Raw genomic sequence first — 16,742 nt, forward strand, 5'->3', positions numbered from 1 at the left:
CGCCCCGAAGGGCGACCGCCACCCAACTCGTCAAGGGCGCGCAGACGTACCAGGACGTGTTGCGACCCTCGGTCGCCCCGAAGGGCGACCGCCACCCAACTCGTCAAGGGCGCGCAGACGTACCAGGACGTGTTGCGACCCTCGGTCGCCCCGAAGGGCGACCGCCACCTTGCGGTTGAGCGCCTGGGCGACGCGGCGGAAGGTGTTGCGACCCTCGGTCGCCCCGAAGGGCGACCGCCACCGTCGCCGACCACGTGGGCAACACCTACATCCGCAAGTTGCGACCCTCGGTCGCCCCGAAGGGCGACCGCCACCCCGGTCGCTCATGATCTGCTTGATCCGGTCGGCGGCGTTGCGACCCTCGGTCGCCCCGAAGGGCGACCGCCACGGCCGAGGGTGGTGAACACGTCCTTGAGTCCGGAGTTGTTGCGACCCTCGGTCGCCCCGAAGGGCGACCGCCACCTCACGTGACAAGCCCACCCTCAACCACCCGAGGAGTTGTGACCCTCGGTCGCCCCGAAGGGCGACCGCCACGTGATGGTGCGGGTGACCTCCTCGCCTGCTGAGAGACCGTTGCGACCCTCGGTCGCCCCGAAGGGCGACCGCCACCAGCCTCCCACTGCCGGACGGTGCCGTCCGGGTTGCGGTTGCGACCCTCGGTCGCCCCGAAGGGCGACCGCCACTCGCGGTGATCGTGTCCAAGCGCTCCAACACGGCGTTGCGACCCTCGGTCGCCCCGAAGGGCGACCGCCACTCCGGGGCCTATCTGTACGGCAGAGCGGCCCGGTCGGGTTGCGACCCTCGGTCGCCCCGAAGGGCGACCGCCACAACAACACGGCCATGTTCATCACCGCGCGGCTCGGTGTTGCGACCCTCGGTCGCCCCGAAGGGCGACCGCCACCAGCTCGCGCATCGCCGGGTCGGCGTGCGGGTTGCGGTTGCGACCCTCGGTCGCCCCGAAGGGCGACCGCCATATTGCGGAGCGTGGGCGCCAACTCCACCGCGCGGGTGTTGCGACCCTCGGTCGCCCCGAAGGGCGACCGCCACGAGGGTGCCGCGAGTCCACCTTTCGCCGGGTGTGAAGTTGCGACCCTCGGTCGCCCCGAAGGGCGACCGCCACAGGCGTGGTACCAGGGCACGGTGAGCGGCTGATGGAGTTGCGACCCTCGGTCGCCCCGAAGGGCGACCGCCACCCGCGAAGTTCCGCGAGTGGGGGCAGACGCTCGAGTCGTTGCGACCCTCGGTCGCCCCGAAGGGCGACCGCCACGTGACGGTAGTCTCGCGTTTCCGCTATCAGTGCAGGTGTTGCGACCCTCGGTCGCCCCGAAGGGCGACCGCCACCGTTCGGGGACGTCACCGGCGAATGGATCGTGATCGTGTTGCGACCCTCGGTCGCCCCGAAGGGCGACCGCCACTTGATCCGGCCCAGGCTTGGCACAGCGACCGCTGAGTTGCGACCCTCGGTCGCCCCGAAGGGCGACCGCCACTTCCGTTTCCAGGTCACGATCGGCGACGGCAATAAGTTGCGACCCTCGGTCGCCCCGAAGGGCGACCGCCACGTCGGCGCGCCGACGCCGGAGCCTTCATACGAGGCGATGTTGCGACCCTCGGTCGCCCCGAAGGGCGACCGCCACCCGAGGAGTGGCTGGAGGAGGACGACAGCCCCTACACGTTGCGACCCTCGGTCGCCCCGAAGGGCGACCGCCACCACGCGAGACGGTCAGCAATTCCGGCCGGAAGACGTCGTTGCGACCCTCGGTCGCCCCGAAGGGCGACCGCCACGATCGGCACCTCAGTCTCAGGCAGCTTGAGCCCATCGAGGTTGCGACCCTCGGTCGCCCCGAAGGGCGACCGCCACCACCCGGGGCGGCCGGACCAAGCAGAGCGCGCCCTGGTTGCGACCCTCGGTCGCCCCGAAGGGCGACCGCCACCAGCTCGTGCCGCTGCCGCCGGTGCTGAGCCGCCAGGTCGTTGCGACCCTCGGTCGCCCCGAAGGGCGACCGCCACTGGGCGCAGGACGCGACGCAGATCAACAACCCGGTGTTGCGACCCTCGGTCGCCCCGAAGGGCGACCGCCACTCCTGCACGGCGCGCAGCGAGCTGATGATCGTGTTGTTGCGACCCTCGGTCGCCCCGAAGGGCGACCGCCACGGTGATGGCCTGCACCTGCTCACGCGAGGCCAGCAGCTCGTTGCGACCCTCGGTCGCCCCGAAGGGCGACCGCCACCACACCGGCCATTCATGCGCTATTTGTACGGCTGAGCAGTTGCGACCCTCGGTCGCCCCGAAGGGCGACCGCCACCTTTCTCCTTCGGTACGGCAGGGCCGCCCTGTGAGGTTGCGACCCTCGGTCGCCCCGAAGGGCGACCGCCACTGGGCCGGATCATCGCCGAACGGCTCGGAGGTGAGTGGTTGCGACCCTCGGTCGCCCCGAAGGGCGACCGCCACCCCACGATGACGCTCACCCCCGACACCCGCCCGGTGCAGTTGCGACCCTCGGTCGCCCCGAAGGGCGACCGCCACTGTCGCCTACCACCGGGGTAATCGGGATACGCGGATGTTGCGACCCTCGGTCGCCCCGAAGGGCGACCGCCACCCCCTGGGCCAGGGGATTGGCTGTACCGGTTGGAGTTGCGACCCTCGGTCGCCCCGAAGGGCGACCGCCACCACCCCACAGGTTCCCTCGCTCGCTGGTGGGGGCAAGAGGTTGCGACCCTCGGTCGCCCCGAAGGGCGACCGCCACCTGCAGAGATGCGCCCAAACCGTGCCCAGCAACGGCGTTGCGACCCTCGGTCGCCCCGAAGGGCGACCGCCACGACGAGCTGTCCTCCAGCGGCTTCACCGGGGCGCGGTTGTTGCGACCCTCGGTCGCCCCGAAGGGCGACCGCCACCAGCGTCAGATCGGCCGCCAGCCGACCGCCGGCGCCGTTGCGACCCTCGGTCGCCCCGAAGGGCGACCGCCACGGCATCTGAGCAGGCATGTCGCCTCTCCAGCGCCGACAAGCAAGACCTACGAATTCACTTATCAAGGAACATCAGGGGTGATATCTCCTTAGGAACCTACCGCGTGTCGCGTGAGCACTTCAGGTTCCGAACCGCAGCCTCGTGCTGTACCGCAGTGATTCCAGCCACGAAGTTACTCCAAGGAGACTTCCCGGGCTGGGTTCGTACGAGCAGTCCAAGGAGTAACGGGATGCTTCGCAGTCGTGAGGCTGTGGACTGCAATGATGATCACGGTTGGTTTGAGGAGGGGATGCGCAGGGAGGTCGGTTGCCTGAGCAGCCGACCCTGCACAGCATGTAGCAATCGAGGTTGTTGGCCCTTATTTGGTGGAACGCGGCGAAACTGTCGGTGCTATCTCCTAAAGTTCAGCTCTCGCAGGGATTCTCCGCGTAGGGGGTGTGCATGGCCGAACGCTTGTGGGCACACAGTGCCCGGGACGGCGACAGATTGCGCCATGACCTCACCGACCATTTGCGGGGAACCGGGTGGCGTGCAGAAGCCTTTGGTGAGGTCTTCGGCGCGGGGGCGCTCGCTGCTCATTGCGGTTTGCTGCACGATGTAGGGAAAGGAACGTGCACCTGGCAGCAGGGCCTGATCGGCGCGGAACGTCACGGTGGCAGGGTAGGCATCCCGCACAAGCACGCGGGTACCTGGTTGCTGGACAAGCAGCGCTTGGGCATCATGTCGGCCGTGGTGTTCGGGCATCACGGAGGATTGCCGGACTCGACACGCCTCAAGAAGGAGCTGCGTTTCGCGGATACTGATCCGCTGGTCGCTGAGGCCATCCGGCGGGTAGGGGAAATCGTCCCTGAGATTCATCCTCCGGCGCCGATCGCGTTACCTCCCTGGCTGTCTGAGGCCGCAACTGCTGACCCCTATGCGTTGGATCTCCTGGTCCGCATGGTCTACAGCACGGTAGTCGATGCGGACTTTCTGGACACTGAGGAGCATTTCGCGGGCGCCGCACGCCCTTTTCATCCGGTTTCTGCTGCTGGTCTGGCCGAGCGTTTCGAACAGGGACGCCTGGAGTTGCTCAAGAACAAGCCGGAATCGCCGATCGACGGGTTGCGTCAGGCTGTCTATCAGCAGTGTCGGGAAGCCGCACAGGGACCGCGTGGCATTTATCGCATTCCAGCTCCCACAGGCTCGGGGAAGACGCTCGCGGCGGGCGGCTTCGCCGTCCACCATGCCCGGCTCCATGGCATGAAACGCGTTATCGTCGCAGTGCCGTTCATGTCGATCACTGAGCAGAACGCCTCGGTCTATCGCGACCTCTTGGAGGTCGAGGGTGAAGACCCGGTGGTGCTGGAGCACCACAGCGGCATCGATCTGGATGACGGCCGCGCCGGCAGGAGGTGGCAGCGGCTGGCCGCGGAGAACTGGGACGCTCCGTTCGTGGTGACCACCACCATCCGGCTGTTCGAGTCGCTGTTCTCTCACAAGCCCGCGGCGATGCGTCGTGTGCACCGGCTGGCCGGCTCGGTGATCGTCCTGGACGAGGTTCAGGCCCTGCCGGACCGCTTGCTCATCCCGATCGTGTCCGCGCTGCGAAGTCTCACGCAGTGGTTCGGGGCGACGGTAGTACTGGCCTCGGCGACTCAACCGCCCTTCGAGTTGCTCAGCCCGCTGCGGGAGACACCGATCAGGGATGTCATCGCCGAGCCGAAGCCGCTGTACAAGGCGCTGAACCGGGTGCGATACCGATGGCTGCTGGACCCCAAACCGACGATGGCGGAAATCGCCGAGCAGGCCGCGGCGGAGCCTCAGGTGCTGGTGGTGGTCAACACCACCAGGGACGCCGCCTGGATGCATGAGCTCGTGGAGATGCATCGCCCAGCACTGCACCTGTCGACGCGGATGGCAGCGGCCCACCGGCGCGACACTCTGGAGGAGATCAGGCGGCGCCTCGCGGAAGAGGAGCCGATCGCGGTGGTGAGCACACAGCTGGTCGAGGCAGGAGTAGATCTGGACTTTCCCGCCGGTTTCCGCGCGATCGCTTCCGCTGATTCTCTGCAGCAGGCGGCCGGCCGGGTCAACCGAAGTGGGCGTCTGCCGTACGGGCAGGTCACCATCTTCGACCCCGAGGACGGCAACAAAGCGGCCGACATGCTGTACGGCGCCGCCCTGCAGGCCACCCGCGCCAGGTTCGGACCCCACTGCCCGCCGGACGATCTGGACGCGTTGCTGGCCTACTACCAAGCCAGGTTCGACTTCCACAATGTCGAGGCGTCCGGCCAGGAGATCCAGCAGGGACGTCAGGCTCATGACTTCCCTCGCGTGGCCGAGCTGTTCCGCATGATCGACGAATGGACCGTTCCTGTGGCGGTGCGTTATGGCGACACCGAGAAGCTCGACCGGATCCTCGCCCACCTGCGTGCCGGCCATCCGGGCGCAGGGGCGCAGCTGCGTTCTCTGCGTCCCTATTTGGCCACCTTGCCGCGCGGTGCCGCGCGTAAGGCATTGGACGAAGGACTTGCCACCCCTGTCGTCGGTGACCTCATCGAATGGCTCGGCGACTACCACCCGCAGCGAGGCATCGACATAGCCTCTCCCGACCCCCAGGAGCTGGTGTTTTGACCACCCGTCGCGCTCATCACCCGCCCCCGCCGCTTGTCGTGGAAGTCGAAGCGCCTTACGCCTGTTTCACGCGCCCCGAGTTCAAAACCGAGCGGATGAGCTACCCGGTCATGACCCCATCGGCGGCCAAGGGCGTCCTGGAGGCGATCTTCTGGAAGCCGGAATTCAGCTACCAGATCGAGCGCATCGACGTGCTGAAGCCCATCCGCTGGGCGTCGATCCGCCGCAACGAAGTCTCCTCCATGCTGACGCTGGCCTGGGCGCGAGAGGCCATGACCGACACGACTGTGCGTTTCGACGTCGAGGCCGACCGCGACCAGCGCAACATGGTGTGCCTGCGCAATGTTGCCTATCGAATCCACGCCCAGGTACGGCTGCGCCCGCACGCCACCGATCCAGAGGCCAAATATCGCGACCAGTTCCGTAGGAGGGTCGAGCGTGGCGCCTGCTTCTCCCAACCATTCCTGGGTGTTCGGGAGTTCTCCGCGTCCTTCCGCCCAGTGAGCGATCGCGGGCCTATCCCGCACGACGAGGTGCTTGGAGTAATGCTGCACAGCATCGTCTACCGCCCCGATGGCGAGCGCTACCGGTGGTTCCACGCCGAACTCAAGCAGGGCCTGTTGGAGGTTCCGCGTGAAGGCATCGAGTTGCCAGGTTCCGGCACGCGTACCGGTGGCAGGCGGTAGCCCATGTTGATCAGACAGCTCGCGGCGCACGCCGGCGACAGGCGTGACCTCCCACCGCCCTACTACCGCAACCGCAACGTGCGCTGGGCGATCGACCTGGACGCGGACGGACGTCCGCGGGGAGACCGCCTGGTCGACCTGAGCACCGCCGATGCCAAATCCGGGGTTCCGCTCGACACGCCGTACGTGCAGCGATCCGGTACCGGATCGCTGCCGTTCCTCCTCACCGACACGTTGCAGTACGTACTGGCGATGCCGAAGGACGACAACGACAAGCAGATCGCCGATGCCCGGCGGCGCGCCGAGGATTTCGCCGAGCTCGTCTATCGATGGGGCAAGGACGAACCGCTGGCCGAGCCGGTGGTCCGTTTCCTGCGACGCGGCGCCTTCTCAGAGGTGGAGATCCCTGCGCAGGCCAAGCCGTCCGACGTGGTGGCGATCCGGACAGATCAGGGTTGGGTTCATGCTCTTCCGTCCGTTGTGCGGGTGTGGGGGCAGATCGTCCGGGAGCGCAAGAGCGCTGCCAGCGGTCAGGGAATCTGCCTGTCGTGCGGGGAACAGGGTCCGTTGCTGGCCACCATTCCCGAGCCGGTCAAGCCTGGCGGCATCCCGGTGGCAGGTGGCCGGGGTCGGGACGCGCAGCTCGTATCGATCAACAAGACGGCCCAGGGACGCGGCGGCATCACTCAACTGGCCAACACCCCGCTTTGCGACACCTGCGGCGGGCAGGCGATGTCCACGCTGAACGCGCTCTTGGCGGATCGTCAGCACCACTACCGCGGCGCTGACAGCGTCCTGGTGTGGTGGTTGCGCCGCCCGGCGCCCTTCTCCCTGCTCGGTGCTGTACGCGACGCCCAGCCCCAGGACGTCAACGGCCTCATCGAGCAAGTACACCTCCCGCCGGCCCAGCGCGCGGACTGGCTGGACGACAACGACTTCTACGCCGTCACCCTGTCGGCCAATCAGAGCCGCGTGGTGATCCGTGACTGGATCGACGTCCCGTTGATCGAACTGTGTCAACACCTCGACACCTGGTTCGCCGACCACGAGATGACCGATCTGTGGGAGGAAGGACCGCAGCGGGTCCCGCTGTGGCGGATGGCGTCCGCGCTCGGCCGGTACGGCAAGCAGGGCTACGTCAAGGACACCGCCCCCCGGTCGGCCGAGCGAGACCTCATGGCCGCAGCCCTGCGCGGCACTCCGCTGCCCTCGAACCTGCTGGTCCGCCTCATTCAGCGCGTCCGTGCCGACAATCGCGTGGACCTACCACGTACCGCGCTGCTGCGGCTGCTGCTCGTCCGCGCCACCCCGGCCATGAAGGAGATCCTCTTGGAACGTCTCAACCTCGACACCCGCGACCCCGCCTACCTGTGCGGACGTGTCTTCGCCGTGCTGGAGGACATCCAGCGCGCCGCCCTGGACAACGTCAACACCACCATCGGGGACAAGTTCTTCGGCGCGGCCATGGCCAGACCACTGCCGGTGCTCACCATGCTGCGCAAGAACGCCACCGGCCACCTTCGGCGGCTGCGCGGCACCAAGAAGGCCGCCGGGTTCGCCCTGGACAAGCGCCTGGACGAGATCTTCCAGAAGTTCGCCGCCGAGATGCCGGCCACTCTGGACCTGGCCGGCCAGGGACGGTTCGTCCTCGGCTACCACCAGCAGCGATCGGCCGACCGGGACGCGGCCCGCGCCGCCGCTGCCGCGCGCAAGGCCTCTGCCTCCGAATCCGCCTGACCCGTCGTTCCCGTCCTCCCGAAAGGAACTTCTCGGCATGTCCGTCCACCTGGACCCCGCCCGCAAGCATGACTTCGTCTTCCTGTTCGACGTGCGAGACGGCAACCCCAACGGCGACCCCGACGCCGGCGGAATGCCCCGGACAGATCCCGAAACCGGCCATGGCCTGGTCACCGATGTGGCGATCAAGCGCAAGATCCGGAACATGGTGGCCCTGCTCAACGAAGGCGTGGCCGGATACGACATCTACGTCGAGGCCGGTGTCGCGCTCAACGCCCAGCACGAGCGGGCCTACGCCGCTCTGGATCTGGACCCCAAGCAGCGGCGCAAGTCCGAGATTGAAGCACAGCAGTGGATGTGTCAGACCTTCTACGACGTGCGCATGTTCGGCGCCGTCATGTCCACTGGCACGAAGCCGTGCGGACGCGTCCAGGGCCCGATGCAGCTCACCTTCTCCCGGTCCATCGACGTGGTCCTCCCTCAGGAGTACGGCATCACCCGCGTCACCCAGACCCGCGTGGACGATATCGACAAGGGCGAATCGACCGAGATGGGCAACAAGCACATGATCCCTTATGCCCTCTACCTGGGGTATGGCCACTTCAGCGCCCCTCTGGCCCGCCGTACCGGCGTAACCAGCCAGGACCTGGAAACGTTCTGGCGCGCCATGAGTTTGATGTTCGAACACGACCGCGCCTCGACCCGCGGTGAGATGGCCCTGCGCCGCCTGTACGTGTTCAGCCACGACGACCCCTTCGGCCGCGCCCCGGCTCATCAGCTGTTCGATCGCATCAAGGCCGAGGCCAACCAGCCGATTCCGCGCTCGTTCGCTGACTACACCGTCTCTGTCGGGAACGACCTCCCCGACGGAGTCGCCCTGACGACCGTCATCGGGTGAACCGCGCGGCTGGGCAGGCCGATGGCGTTCCCCTCTTACAGGTGACGCTGTCGGCTCTGGAACATCACGCCTACTGTCCACGCCAAGCCGGGCTCATCCTCCTGGAGGACGGATACGCCGACGACGCGGCGACCATCCGCGGGACCCTCATGCACCAGCGCGTCCATGACCCAGGGCATGAGACCCGCGGCGCCGTACGCACCCTGCGTGCCCTCCCGGTATGGCATGACCGGCTCGCCCTGGTCGGAGTCTGTGACGTGGTGGAGATCCACCATGACGGCCGCGTCATTCCCATCGAGCACAAGTCCGGCTCGTACACGGCAGGTGGACCTGCTGACGTACAGGTGGCGGGCCAGGCCATGTGCCTGGAAGCCATGTTCGCGTGCCCGGTTCCGCAAGGCGTGGTCTACTCTGCCGCGGATCGACGCCGGCATACTGTCGCCGTCGATGCTGCTGCCCGCGAGCGGGTCCTCACCCTCGGCGAAGAGGTACGGCAGACGCTGGCCACGGCCACGCTTCCCGGCGCGGCGGCCGATCAGCGGTGCCGGCGCTGTTCGATGCACGACATGTGCATGCCGCGCGTTCTCGCCCGCAAGGACGCCATCACGCGCGCTGCGTCCAAGCTGTTCACTCCCCAACCCGAAGCAGCATGGGATGACTGAACTCCTCAATACGCTCTACGTCCAGACACAAGGGACGAGCCTCCATCTCGACCACGACAGCCTAAAGATCATCATGCCGGAAGTGCCGAAAAGGACGCTGCCCCTGCGCCGGCTCGATGGCATCGTCGTCTATGGACATGTGTCCCTGTCCGCCGAACTCCTCGCCCGCTGCGCGGACGACGGGCGGTCTGTGGTCTGGATGAGCCTGTCCGGACGCTTCCTCGGCCGAGTCGACGGACCGACCCGCGGCAACGTCCTGCTGCGCCACGCCCAGCATCTCTTCCACGCCGACCCTGCTCGGCGCTTACAGATCTCTAGGAGCTGCGTCGCAGGCAAGCTGCAGAACTCCCGGCAGCTCCTCTTGCGCGGAGCACGCGATGCGGCCAACCAGACGCAGGCTTCTCTGCGGTCGCTCGCGCAGGACATCGATGACCTCTTGGCCCGCGCCGGAGATGCGGGGAGCCTCGACGAACTCATGGGGCTGGAAGGACAGGGGGCTCGCTGCTACTTCGCGGGCCTCACACACATGCTCCGCGCTCCGGCCGACGTCGCGCCCTTCACCAATCGGACGCGGCGTCCTCCCACGGACCCCGTCAACGCGCTGTTGTCGTTCTTGTACGGCCTGACCCGCGCACTCGTCCACGGTGCCGCTGAGCAAGTAGGCCTTGACCCCTACCTCGGATTCCTCCACGGAATGCGGCCCGGCAAGCCCGCCCTCGCCCTGGACCTGATGGAAGAGTTCCGTCCCATCCACGCCGACCGGCTCGCGCTCAACCTGCTCAACCGCAAGCAACTACGCGCAGAGCACTTCGAGACGCTTCCAGGCGGCGCGGTCCAGTTGACCGAGGACGGCCGCCGCCTTGTCCTCACGGAATGGCAGGCATGGAAGAGCAAGGGCTGGCCGCACAAGCTGCTCGGGCGGAAGGTGTCCGCCTCACTGCTGCCTGTCGTCCAATCCCGCCTCCTCGCCCGACACATCCGCGGTGAACTGCCTGCTTACATTCCCTGGACGGTCGGCTGATGCAACTGCTCCTCACGTACGACGTGGTGACAACCACGCCGGAGGGCCGCCGCCGGTTGCGGCAAATGGCCAAGCTATGCGAGGGATACGGCCATCGCGTCCAGAAATCCGTGTTCGAGATCACCTGCACGGACGCCGAACTGCTGACTCTGATCGACGCCGCGACGCGGATCATCGAGGCTTCCGATGACTCGGTAAGGGTCTATCGGCTACCAAGCAACGGGTTCGCCACGGTGCATCGTCTGGGCGTCGCCGAGCCCGCTCCCCATCATGACCCGCTGATCCTGTAGTTCGGAACCTGAAGTGCTCACGCGACACGCGAGAGGTTCCTAAGGAGTTATCGCCCCTAATGTTCCTTGATAAGTGAATTCGCAGGTCTTCCCACCGGTGTTGGGTAGGCATATTGCCTGCTCAAATGCCGTGGCGGTCGCCCTCCGGGGCGACCGAGGATCGCAACTCTCCAGCTCGACGGGGTGACCCTGACCGGCGAGGTGGCGGTCGCCCTCCGGGGCGACCGAGGATCGCAACGGCAGGACGGGCGGGATGGCTCACGAGGACCCAGACCGTGGCGGTCGCCCTCCGGGGCGACCGAGGATCGCAACCTCGTGGACGAGGAGGGGGCGCCCTGCCACAAGGTGTGGCGGTCGCCCTCCGGGGCGACCGAGGATCGCAACGTGATCGTGGTCCCGATCGTGGTGGCCGTCAGGGAGGGTGGCGGTCGCCCTCCGGGGCGACCGAGGATCGCAACCGACCAGCAGGCCGGCGGCAACGAGTAAGGCGAGGTGGCGGTCGCCCTCCGGGGCGACCGAGGATCGCAACTGCGGCGTGATCGCGGACTTCAGCCAGGGCTGGCCGTCGTGGCGGTCGCCCTCCGGGGCGACCGAGGATCGCAACACTGAGCCTTCGCCCGCCAGGCGGGTACCTCGACCGGTGGCGGTCGCCCTCCGGGGCGACCGAGGATCGCAACCGGCCGGGTCCAGCGGTCCCTCCGCGCGGCGGCGGGCGAGTGGCGGTCGCCCTCCGGGGCGACCGAGGATCGCAACGTGGCCGGGGCCGTACTCGCTGGCGCCCATCACGAGGGGTGGCGGTCGCCCTCCGGGGCGACCGAGGATCGCAACACCGACGCCGGCGTGCGCGCCGCGCGGCCGACGTCGGTGGCGGTCGCCCTCCGGGGCGACCGAGGATCGCAACGATATTCGTGATCGTCATGCCGGGCACGTAGTAGCTGTGGCGGTCGCCCTCCGGGGCGACCGAGGATCGCAACATCAGGTCGACGCCGGTGATGGCGGCAGAGACGCGTGGCGGTCGCCCTCCGGGGCGACCGAGGATCGCAACATCAGCGTCAACCGCGGCCAACGCGCCCGCCACATCGGTGGCGGTCGCCCTCCGGGGCGACCGAGGATCGCAACGAAGAGGTGCGCGCTCAGGCCACCAGCCCGGACGCGTGGCGGTCGCCCTCCGGGGCGACCGAGGATCGCAACCCCGGGCCCGGCCTCGACGATCTGCCGTAGCAGGGTGGCGGTCGCCCTCCGGGGCGACCGAGGATCGCAACTGCCTGTCGTGACTCCTGACGACGTTTGAGACTGAGTGGCGGTCGCCCTCCGGGGCGATCGAGGATCGCAACGCGGCGGTGTCCGCGGCCGTGGCCGATGGGGTGGAGGTGGCGGTCGCCCTCCGGGGCGATCGAGGATCGCAACATCGCGAAGGTGGGCGAAGGCGTCGGGTCTCTCGGGTGGCGGTCGCCCTCCGGGGCGATCGAGGATCGCAACATGCCCAGGCAGGAGTTCGTCGAGTCCACCCAGCAGGTGGCGGTCGCCCTCCGGGGCGATCGAGGATCGCAACACCTCGATTCGAGGTGTGTCCGGGCCCGAGGTGGGGTGGCGGTCGCCCTCCGGGGCGACCGAGGATCGCAACAACGAGCCGCCCTTCCCACGCATCCGGGTCCTGGACGGTGGCGGTCGCCCTCCGGGGCGACCGAGGATCGCAACATCACCTCTCGTCCTCCAGCTCGTAGTCGTCCCACGGGTGGCGGTTGCCCTCCGGGGCGACCGAGGATCGCAACCAGGAACGCCGCGTGCCAGGCCCGCCAGGACGGATGTGGCGGTTGCCCTCCGGGGCGATGACCAAGCTGGACAGTGCTCCCGACCGGGACAGCCGCCGCGCCGCCCTCCGCTGGGCCTACAGCAACCGCGTCCGTGACAAGCAGGATGAGCCACCGGCCGAGCTGGTGAGCGTGGTGAAGTGGTTGCAGACCAACACGGTTCCGATCACCGCCTTTGAGGAACCCGACGGTAGGGGTGCCGGACTGGCCCGAGGCGTGCTCGACAGGATCAGCCGTACCAAGAACGGGGAGACCGCCGCGGCGGCAACTGCCATCCGCAAGCGAGCGACGCTGAACAACGCCATGGAGTTTGCGGTGGAGATCGGCGCGCTGTCCGGCAACCCGCTCAAGACGGTGAAGTGGACCAAGCCCCGCATCCTCACAAGCATCGATCCCCGCACCGTTATCAACATCGAGCAGGCGCGCCGGTTCTTGGCCGCCGTGGAGCAGCTCAGCAAGCGCGGCGAGCGCATGAAGGCGTTCTTCGGGTGCATGTACTTCGCAGCCCTCCGCCCAGAGGAAGCCGTGGACCTGAGAGAGACCCACCTGACCAGCCTGCCCGAAGAAGGATGGGGAGAAATGCAGCTCACCAACGCCGAACCTCGTGCGGAAAGCCGTTGGACGAACAGCGGCCAGGTCCGAGAGCGGCGAGGGCTCAAGCACCGAGCGGAGGGGGAGACCCGGCCAGTCCCATCCACCCCGAGCTGTGTGCCTTGCTACGTGATCACATCAAGAAGTTCGGGACCGGTCCGGGCGGCCGGATCTTCATCGGCCCACGCGGAGGGCTCATGACTGATCGCGCCTATCTCAAGGTGTTCCACGAGGCGCGAGCGAAGGCGTTCACGGAAGCAGAGGCGGCCTCGCCGCTCATGGAGGTGCCGTACGCCCTGCGGCATGCCGCTGTCTCGACGTGGCTCAACGCAGGTGTTCCCGCTCCACAGGTGGCCGAGTGGGCGGGGCACAGTGTGGACGTTCTTCTGCGGATCTACGCCAAGTGTGTACATGGGCAGCAGGGCGAGGCCATGAGACGAATCTCGGAGGCGACCAAGCGTTGAAGAACGTGGCCGCGTATTTGCCGTGACTGGCGGAGACAGCCGTAAGAAGTTGTAGACAACCGGAGCAAACAGCAGAGGTCCCTCACTGCGCTTTCCGCTGGTGAGGGACCTTTCTATGCTGCTGTGGCAGGTCCAGAATTCGAACTTGGGTAGGCTAAGCCGACCAATTTGCATCCCCACTAATTCACGCCTGTGACCTGTGGTTCTTTGGCTTTGAAGCTCGATTTCGGCACGCATTTGGCACGATCGCACGGGTCGTGACAATCTTGCGGACGTTCGCACTGAGATGGCGAGGCCACGTTCCCTGCGGCGACGCACTGGCGAGCGCCGAACGCGGTGATTTGGGGGAGCTGCTGGTGTGCTGATCCGTATTGAGACGTCCGGCCTACCTGGGCGGAATGCGGGCAGGCGCCCGTTCCCTGGCTACCGCATCATCCATGTCCGGTGTGCAGCGGCGGGACCGTCGTGACGAGTTGCTCGGCCTGCACAGCCGTCGTGACAGCGCCTGGGTCATGATTCCGCGTCGTACCGGGCAGATAACTATTCGAGGAATTCACCTGGTCGGCGGTGTGGTAGGCGCCGATGATCGTGGGATGACGGCTCAGGGCTCGGGATGGCTTCGGTGGATCTGGCGGGCGCTAGCGGTGGTGGTGCCGGTCGGGGTGGCTGTGGCCAGCAACCAGGTCCTCACCGATGAGGGGTGGAACTGGTGGTGGTCAGGGTTGGCGGTGGGGCTTGCCACAGTTAGTGAGATCGTCGCCTACCTGCTGACCCGCGGGCCTACGGGCAGCACGCCCGCGGTGTCAGAGGCGAGGCCTGGCCCGTCTGGCCAGGCCCTAAAGGACAGCACGGCAGGTGGAAGCATCGATCAGGTGCGTGATGTCGCTGGCAGCGTCCGGTTGCGGGACACCTCGGCTTCGTCCTCGACGCCGCGGGAGACGTCCGATCCTGCGGCGGCCCCGCCGGCGTCTCGGCCGACGGCAGCCCCTGTTGAGCGCGAGGATGACGCGCCGCTCGCGGACGGTCAGTGGATTAGTGGGTCGCACGCTGGTGGCTCCATCACCCAGATCAATGGGGTGGGTGGCGATGTGAATATCGAGCGGACATGACCACTCCGGCCGCGGAGAACGCGGAGAGCGGGGAGGGCTCGGATCCGCTCATGCCGCTGCAATCGGTCACCGAGACGACGGTCTATGGAGACCTGCTTCAGATCGCGCATGTCACCGGGAATGTCACCATCACCCAGCCGACGCGTGTCCCGCAGATCGGCGAACAGATCGTGGAGGGCGACATCCCAGCCCAGCCGGTGGGCTTCCAACTGAGACAGGAACTGCTGGAACGGCTGCACGCGCGGGTGGGTGCGGCCGGGGCGGCAGTGGTGTCGGCAGTGACCGGTACGCCCGGGGTCGGCAAGACGTTGCTGGCGGCCAGCTACGCCTGGGCGTGCCAGGAGGCGGGCTGGCCGGTGGTGGTCTGGGTCCCGGCCGAGAGCCCCGATCAGATCATCGCCGGGCTGGCCGCGCTGGCCCGGAGACTGGGCCTGCACGGTGTTGACGATACGGCGGAGATCGCCGCGGGCAAGGCCAGAGCGTGGTTGTCGGCCCGGTCGGCTGCCGGACTGCCCGGCCTGCTGGTGTTCGACAACGCGGTCACGGTGTCCGAGGTCGCCTCCTGGTGCCCGGTCACCGGCGCCCTGCGCGTGCTGATCACCTCCCGTAACCGGGCCTTTCATCAGCGATATTCGCCGGTCGAGGTGGACACCTTTACCCACGGGCAGGCGCTCGCCTTCCTGGCCGAGCGCACGGGCCTGGACGATCCTGACCAGGCCGCCGAGTTGGCGGCCGAACTCGGTCACCTGCCGTTGGCGCTGGCTCAGGCGGCCGCGCTCATCTCCCGCCGCCAACTGACCTTCGCCGTCTACCGGCGATTGCTGGCAGCCTTCCCGCTGAACGACTACCTGCCCCGGCAGGCCGAGGACACCTACCCGGTCGGCACCGCTCAAGCCATCCTGCTCTCAGTGAACCAGGCCGAGGAGAGCCTGCCCGGCGCGACAGACCTGCTGCGAATGCTGGCGGTGCTGTCGCCTGCCGGCATTCCTCGCATCCTGCTGTCCCGCGGCCTGGATCCGGCCGATGCCGATCTGCCGCCCGCCCTGCTTGCTGCGGCCCTGCACGCGCAACAACCGCTGGACGGCTTGGCCGACACCTCGCTGATCAGCTTCAGCGAGGACGGCTCGGCGGTGTTGATGCACCGCCTGATCCAGCGGGTGATCCGCGAACACGCAGCCCACACCGATGGCCTGGACACGGCCATCGACCACGCCCTGGACCTGCTGGAAGCCTTCAACAACCGCATCCCGGACGGCGCCCACACCTGGGCCGCCCGTACTGCGGTCGAGACCCTCCTGGAACAGACAGAGACCCTCTACGCCCTCACCGCCCCGTCCGAGCTGTCACCCCGCATGCTCACCCTGCGCAGCTGGTGCGGTCGGTACCTGACCGACCTTGCTGACCTCACACGCGCCATCCCGCTGTATGAGCAGACGCTGGCCGACTGCCAGCGGGTGTTGGGCGGGGACCACCCCGACACCCTCGCTTCCCGTAACAACCTCGCTGGCACCTATGAGACGGCGGGGGATCTGGGCCGTGCCATCCCGCTGTACGAGCAGACGCTGGCCGAGCGGGAACGGGTGTTGGGCGGGGACCACCCCTCCACCCTCGCTTCCCGTAACAACCTCGCTGGCGCCTACCGGGTGGCGGGCGATCTGGGCCGTGCCATCCCGCTGTACGAGCAGGCGCTGGCCGAGCGGGAACGGGTGTTGGGTGGGGACCACCCCGACACCCTCGCTTCCCGTAACAACCTCGCTGGCGCCTACCGGGTGGCGGGCGATCTGGGCCGTGCCATCCCGCTGTACGAGCAGGCGCTGGCCGAGCGGGAACGGGTGTTGGGTGGGGACCACCCCGACACCCTTGCCTCCCGTAACAACCTCGCTGGCGCCTACC

General features: G+C 67.7%; 11 protein-coding genes and 2 CRISPR repeat arrays. All 11 genes read left to right on the top strand.

Annotation, left to right across the window (positions count from 1 at the left end; all coding sequences use genetic code 11):
• Positions 1 to 58: 58 nt before the first annotated feature.
• Positions 59 to 2,964: a CRISPR direct-repeat array (repeat unit 37 nt; unit sequence GTTGCGACCCTCGGTCGCCCCGAAGGGCGACCGCCAC).
• A gap of 441 nt (positions 2,965 to 3,405) precedes the next feature.
• Positions 3,406 to 5,580 carry a CRISPR-associated helicase Cas3' gene (cas3, locus tag ABZX22_RS38055; RefSeq protein ID WP_354919578.1) on the top strand — a complete coding sequence of 725 codons (2,175 nt, stop codon included), beginning with the start codon at positions 3,406 to 3,408 and terminating at the stop codon, positions 5,578 to 5,580.
• Positions 5,577 to 6,266: a type I-C CRISPR-associated protein Cas5c gene (gene cas5c, locus ABZX22_RS38060; RefSeq protein ID WP_354919581.1), complete on the top strand. Its 690-nt coding sequence runs from the start codon at positions 5,577 to 5,579 to the stop codon at positions 6,264 to 6,266. Before cas3 ends, cas5c begins: the two co-directional genes overlap by 4 nt.
• Positions 6,267 to 6,269: 3 nt before the next feature.
• Positions 6,270 to 8,003 carry a type I-C CRISPR-associated protein Cas8c/Csd1 gene (gene cas8c, locus ABZX22_RS38065; protein WP_354919584.1) on the top strand — a complete coding sequence of 578 codons (1,734 nt, stop codon included), beginning with the start codon at positions 6,270 to 6,272 and terminating at the stop codon, positions 8,001 to 8,003.
• 37 nt (positions 8,004 to 8,040) lie between these two features.
• Positions 8,041 to 8,901 (top strand): type I-C CRISPR-associated protein Cas7/Csd2, encoded by an 861-nt coding sequence (gene cas7c, locus ABZX22_RS38070; RefSeq protein WP_354919586.1) that lies wholly within the window; start codon positions 8,041 to 8,043, stop codon positions 8,899 to 8,901.
• Positions 8,898 to 9,563 carry a CRISPR-associated protein Cas4 gene (cas4, locus tag ABZX22_RS38075; protein WP_354919588.1) on the top strand — a complete coding sequence of 222 codons (666 nt, stop codon included), beginning with the start codon at positions 8,898 to 8,900 and terminating at the stop codon, positions 9,561 to 9,563. The genes cas7c and cas4 overlap by 4 nt, the downstream gene beginning before the upstream one ends.
• Positions 9,556 to 10,584: a type I-C CRISPR-associated endonuclease Cas1c gene (gene cas1c, locus ABZX22_RS38080; protein ID WP_354919591.1), complete on the top strand. Its 1,029-nt coding sequence runs from the start codon at positions 9,556 to 9,558 to the stop codon at positions 10,582 to 10,584. The genes cas4 and cas1c overlap by 8 nt, the downstream gene beginning before the upstream one ends.
• Positions 10,584 to 10,874 carry a CRISPR-associated endonuclease Cas2 gene (gene cas2, locus ABZX22_RS38085; protein WP_354919594.1) on the top strand — a complete coding sequence of 97 codons (291 nt, stop codon included), beginning with the start codon at positions 10,584 to 10,586 and terminating at the stop codon, positions 10,872 to 10,874. Before cas1c ends, cas2 begins: the two co-directional genes overlap by 1 nt.
• A gap of 130 nt (positions 10,875 to 11,004) precedes the next feature.
• A CRISPR array of direct repeats spans positions 11,005 to 12,718; the repeat unit is 37 nt; unit sequence GTGGCGGTCGCCCTCCGGGGCGACCGAGGATCGCAAC.
• A gap of 102 nt (positions 12,719 to 12,820) precedes the next feature.
• The gene (locus tag ABZX22_RS38090; RefSeq protein WP_354919597.1) at positions 12,821 to 13,477 is read left to right on the top strand and encodes a hypothetical protein; all 657 of its coding nucleotides are present in this window, start codon (positions 12,821 to 12,823) and stop codon (positions 13,475 to 13,477) included.
• Complete coding sequence (locus ABZX22_RS38095) at positions 13,474 to 13,740, top strand: hypothetical protein (protein ID WP_354919599.1); 267 nt, start codon at positions 13,474 to 13,476, stop codon at positions 13,738 to 13,740. The genes ABZX22_RS38090 and ABZX22_RS38095 overlap by 4 nt, the downstream gene beginning before the upstream one ends.
• A 437-nt stretch (positions 13,741 to 14,177) precedes the next feature.
• On the top strand, positions 14,178 to 14,849 hold the full coding sequence (locus ABZX22_RS38100; protein WP_354919601.1) for a hypothetical protein: 672 nt from the start codon (positions 14,178 to 14,180) through the stop codon (positions 14,847 to 14,849).
• Positions 14,846 to 16,742: tetratricopeptide repeat protein (locus ABZX22_RS38105; protein ID WP_354919604.1), on the top strand; the 1,897-nt coding region annotated here is incomplete at its 3' end. The genes ABZX22_RS38100 and ABZX22_RS38105, both read left to right, overlap by 4 nt.

It is taken from the genome of Nonomuraea sp. NPDC003804 (genome assembly GCF_040610675.1).
Classification (GTDB): domain Bacteria; phylum Actinomycetota; class Actinomycetes; order Streptosporangiales; family Streptosporangiaceae; genus Nonomuraea.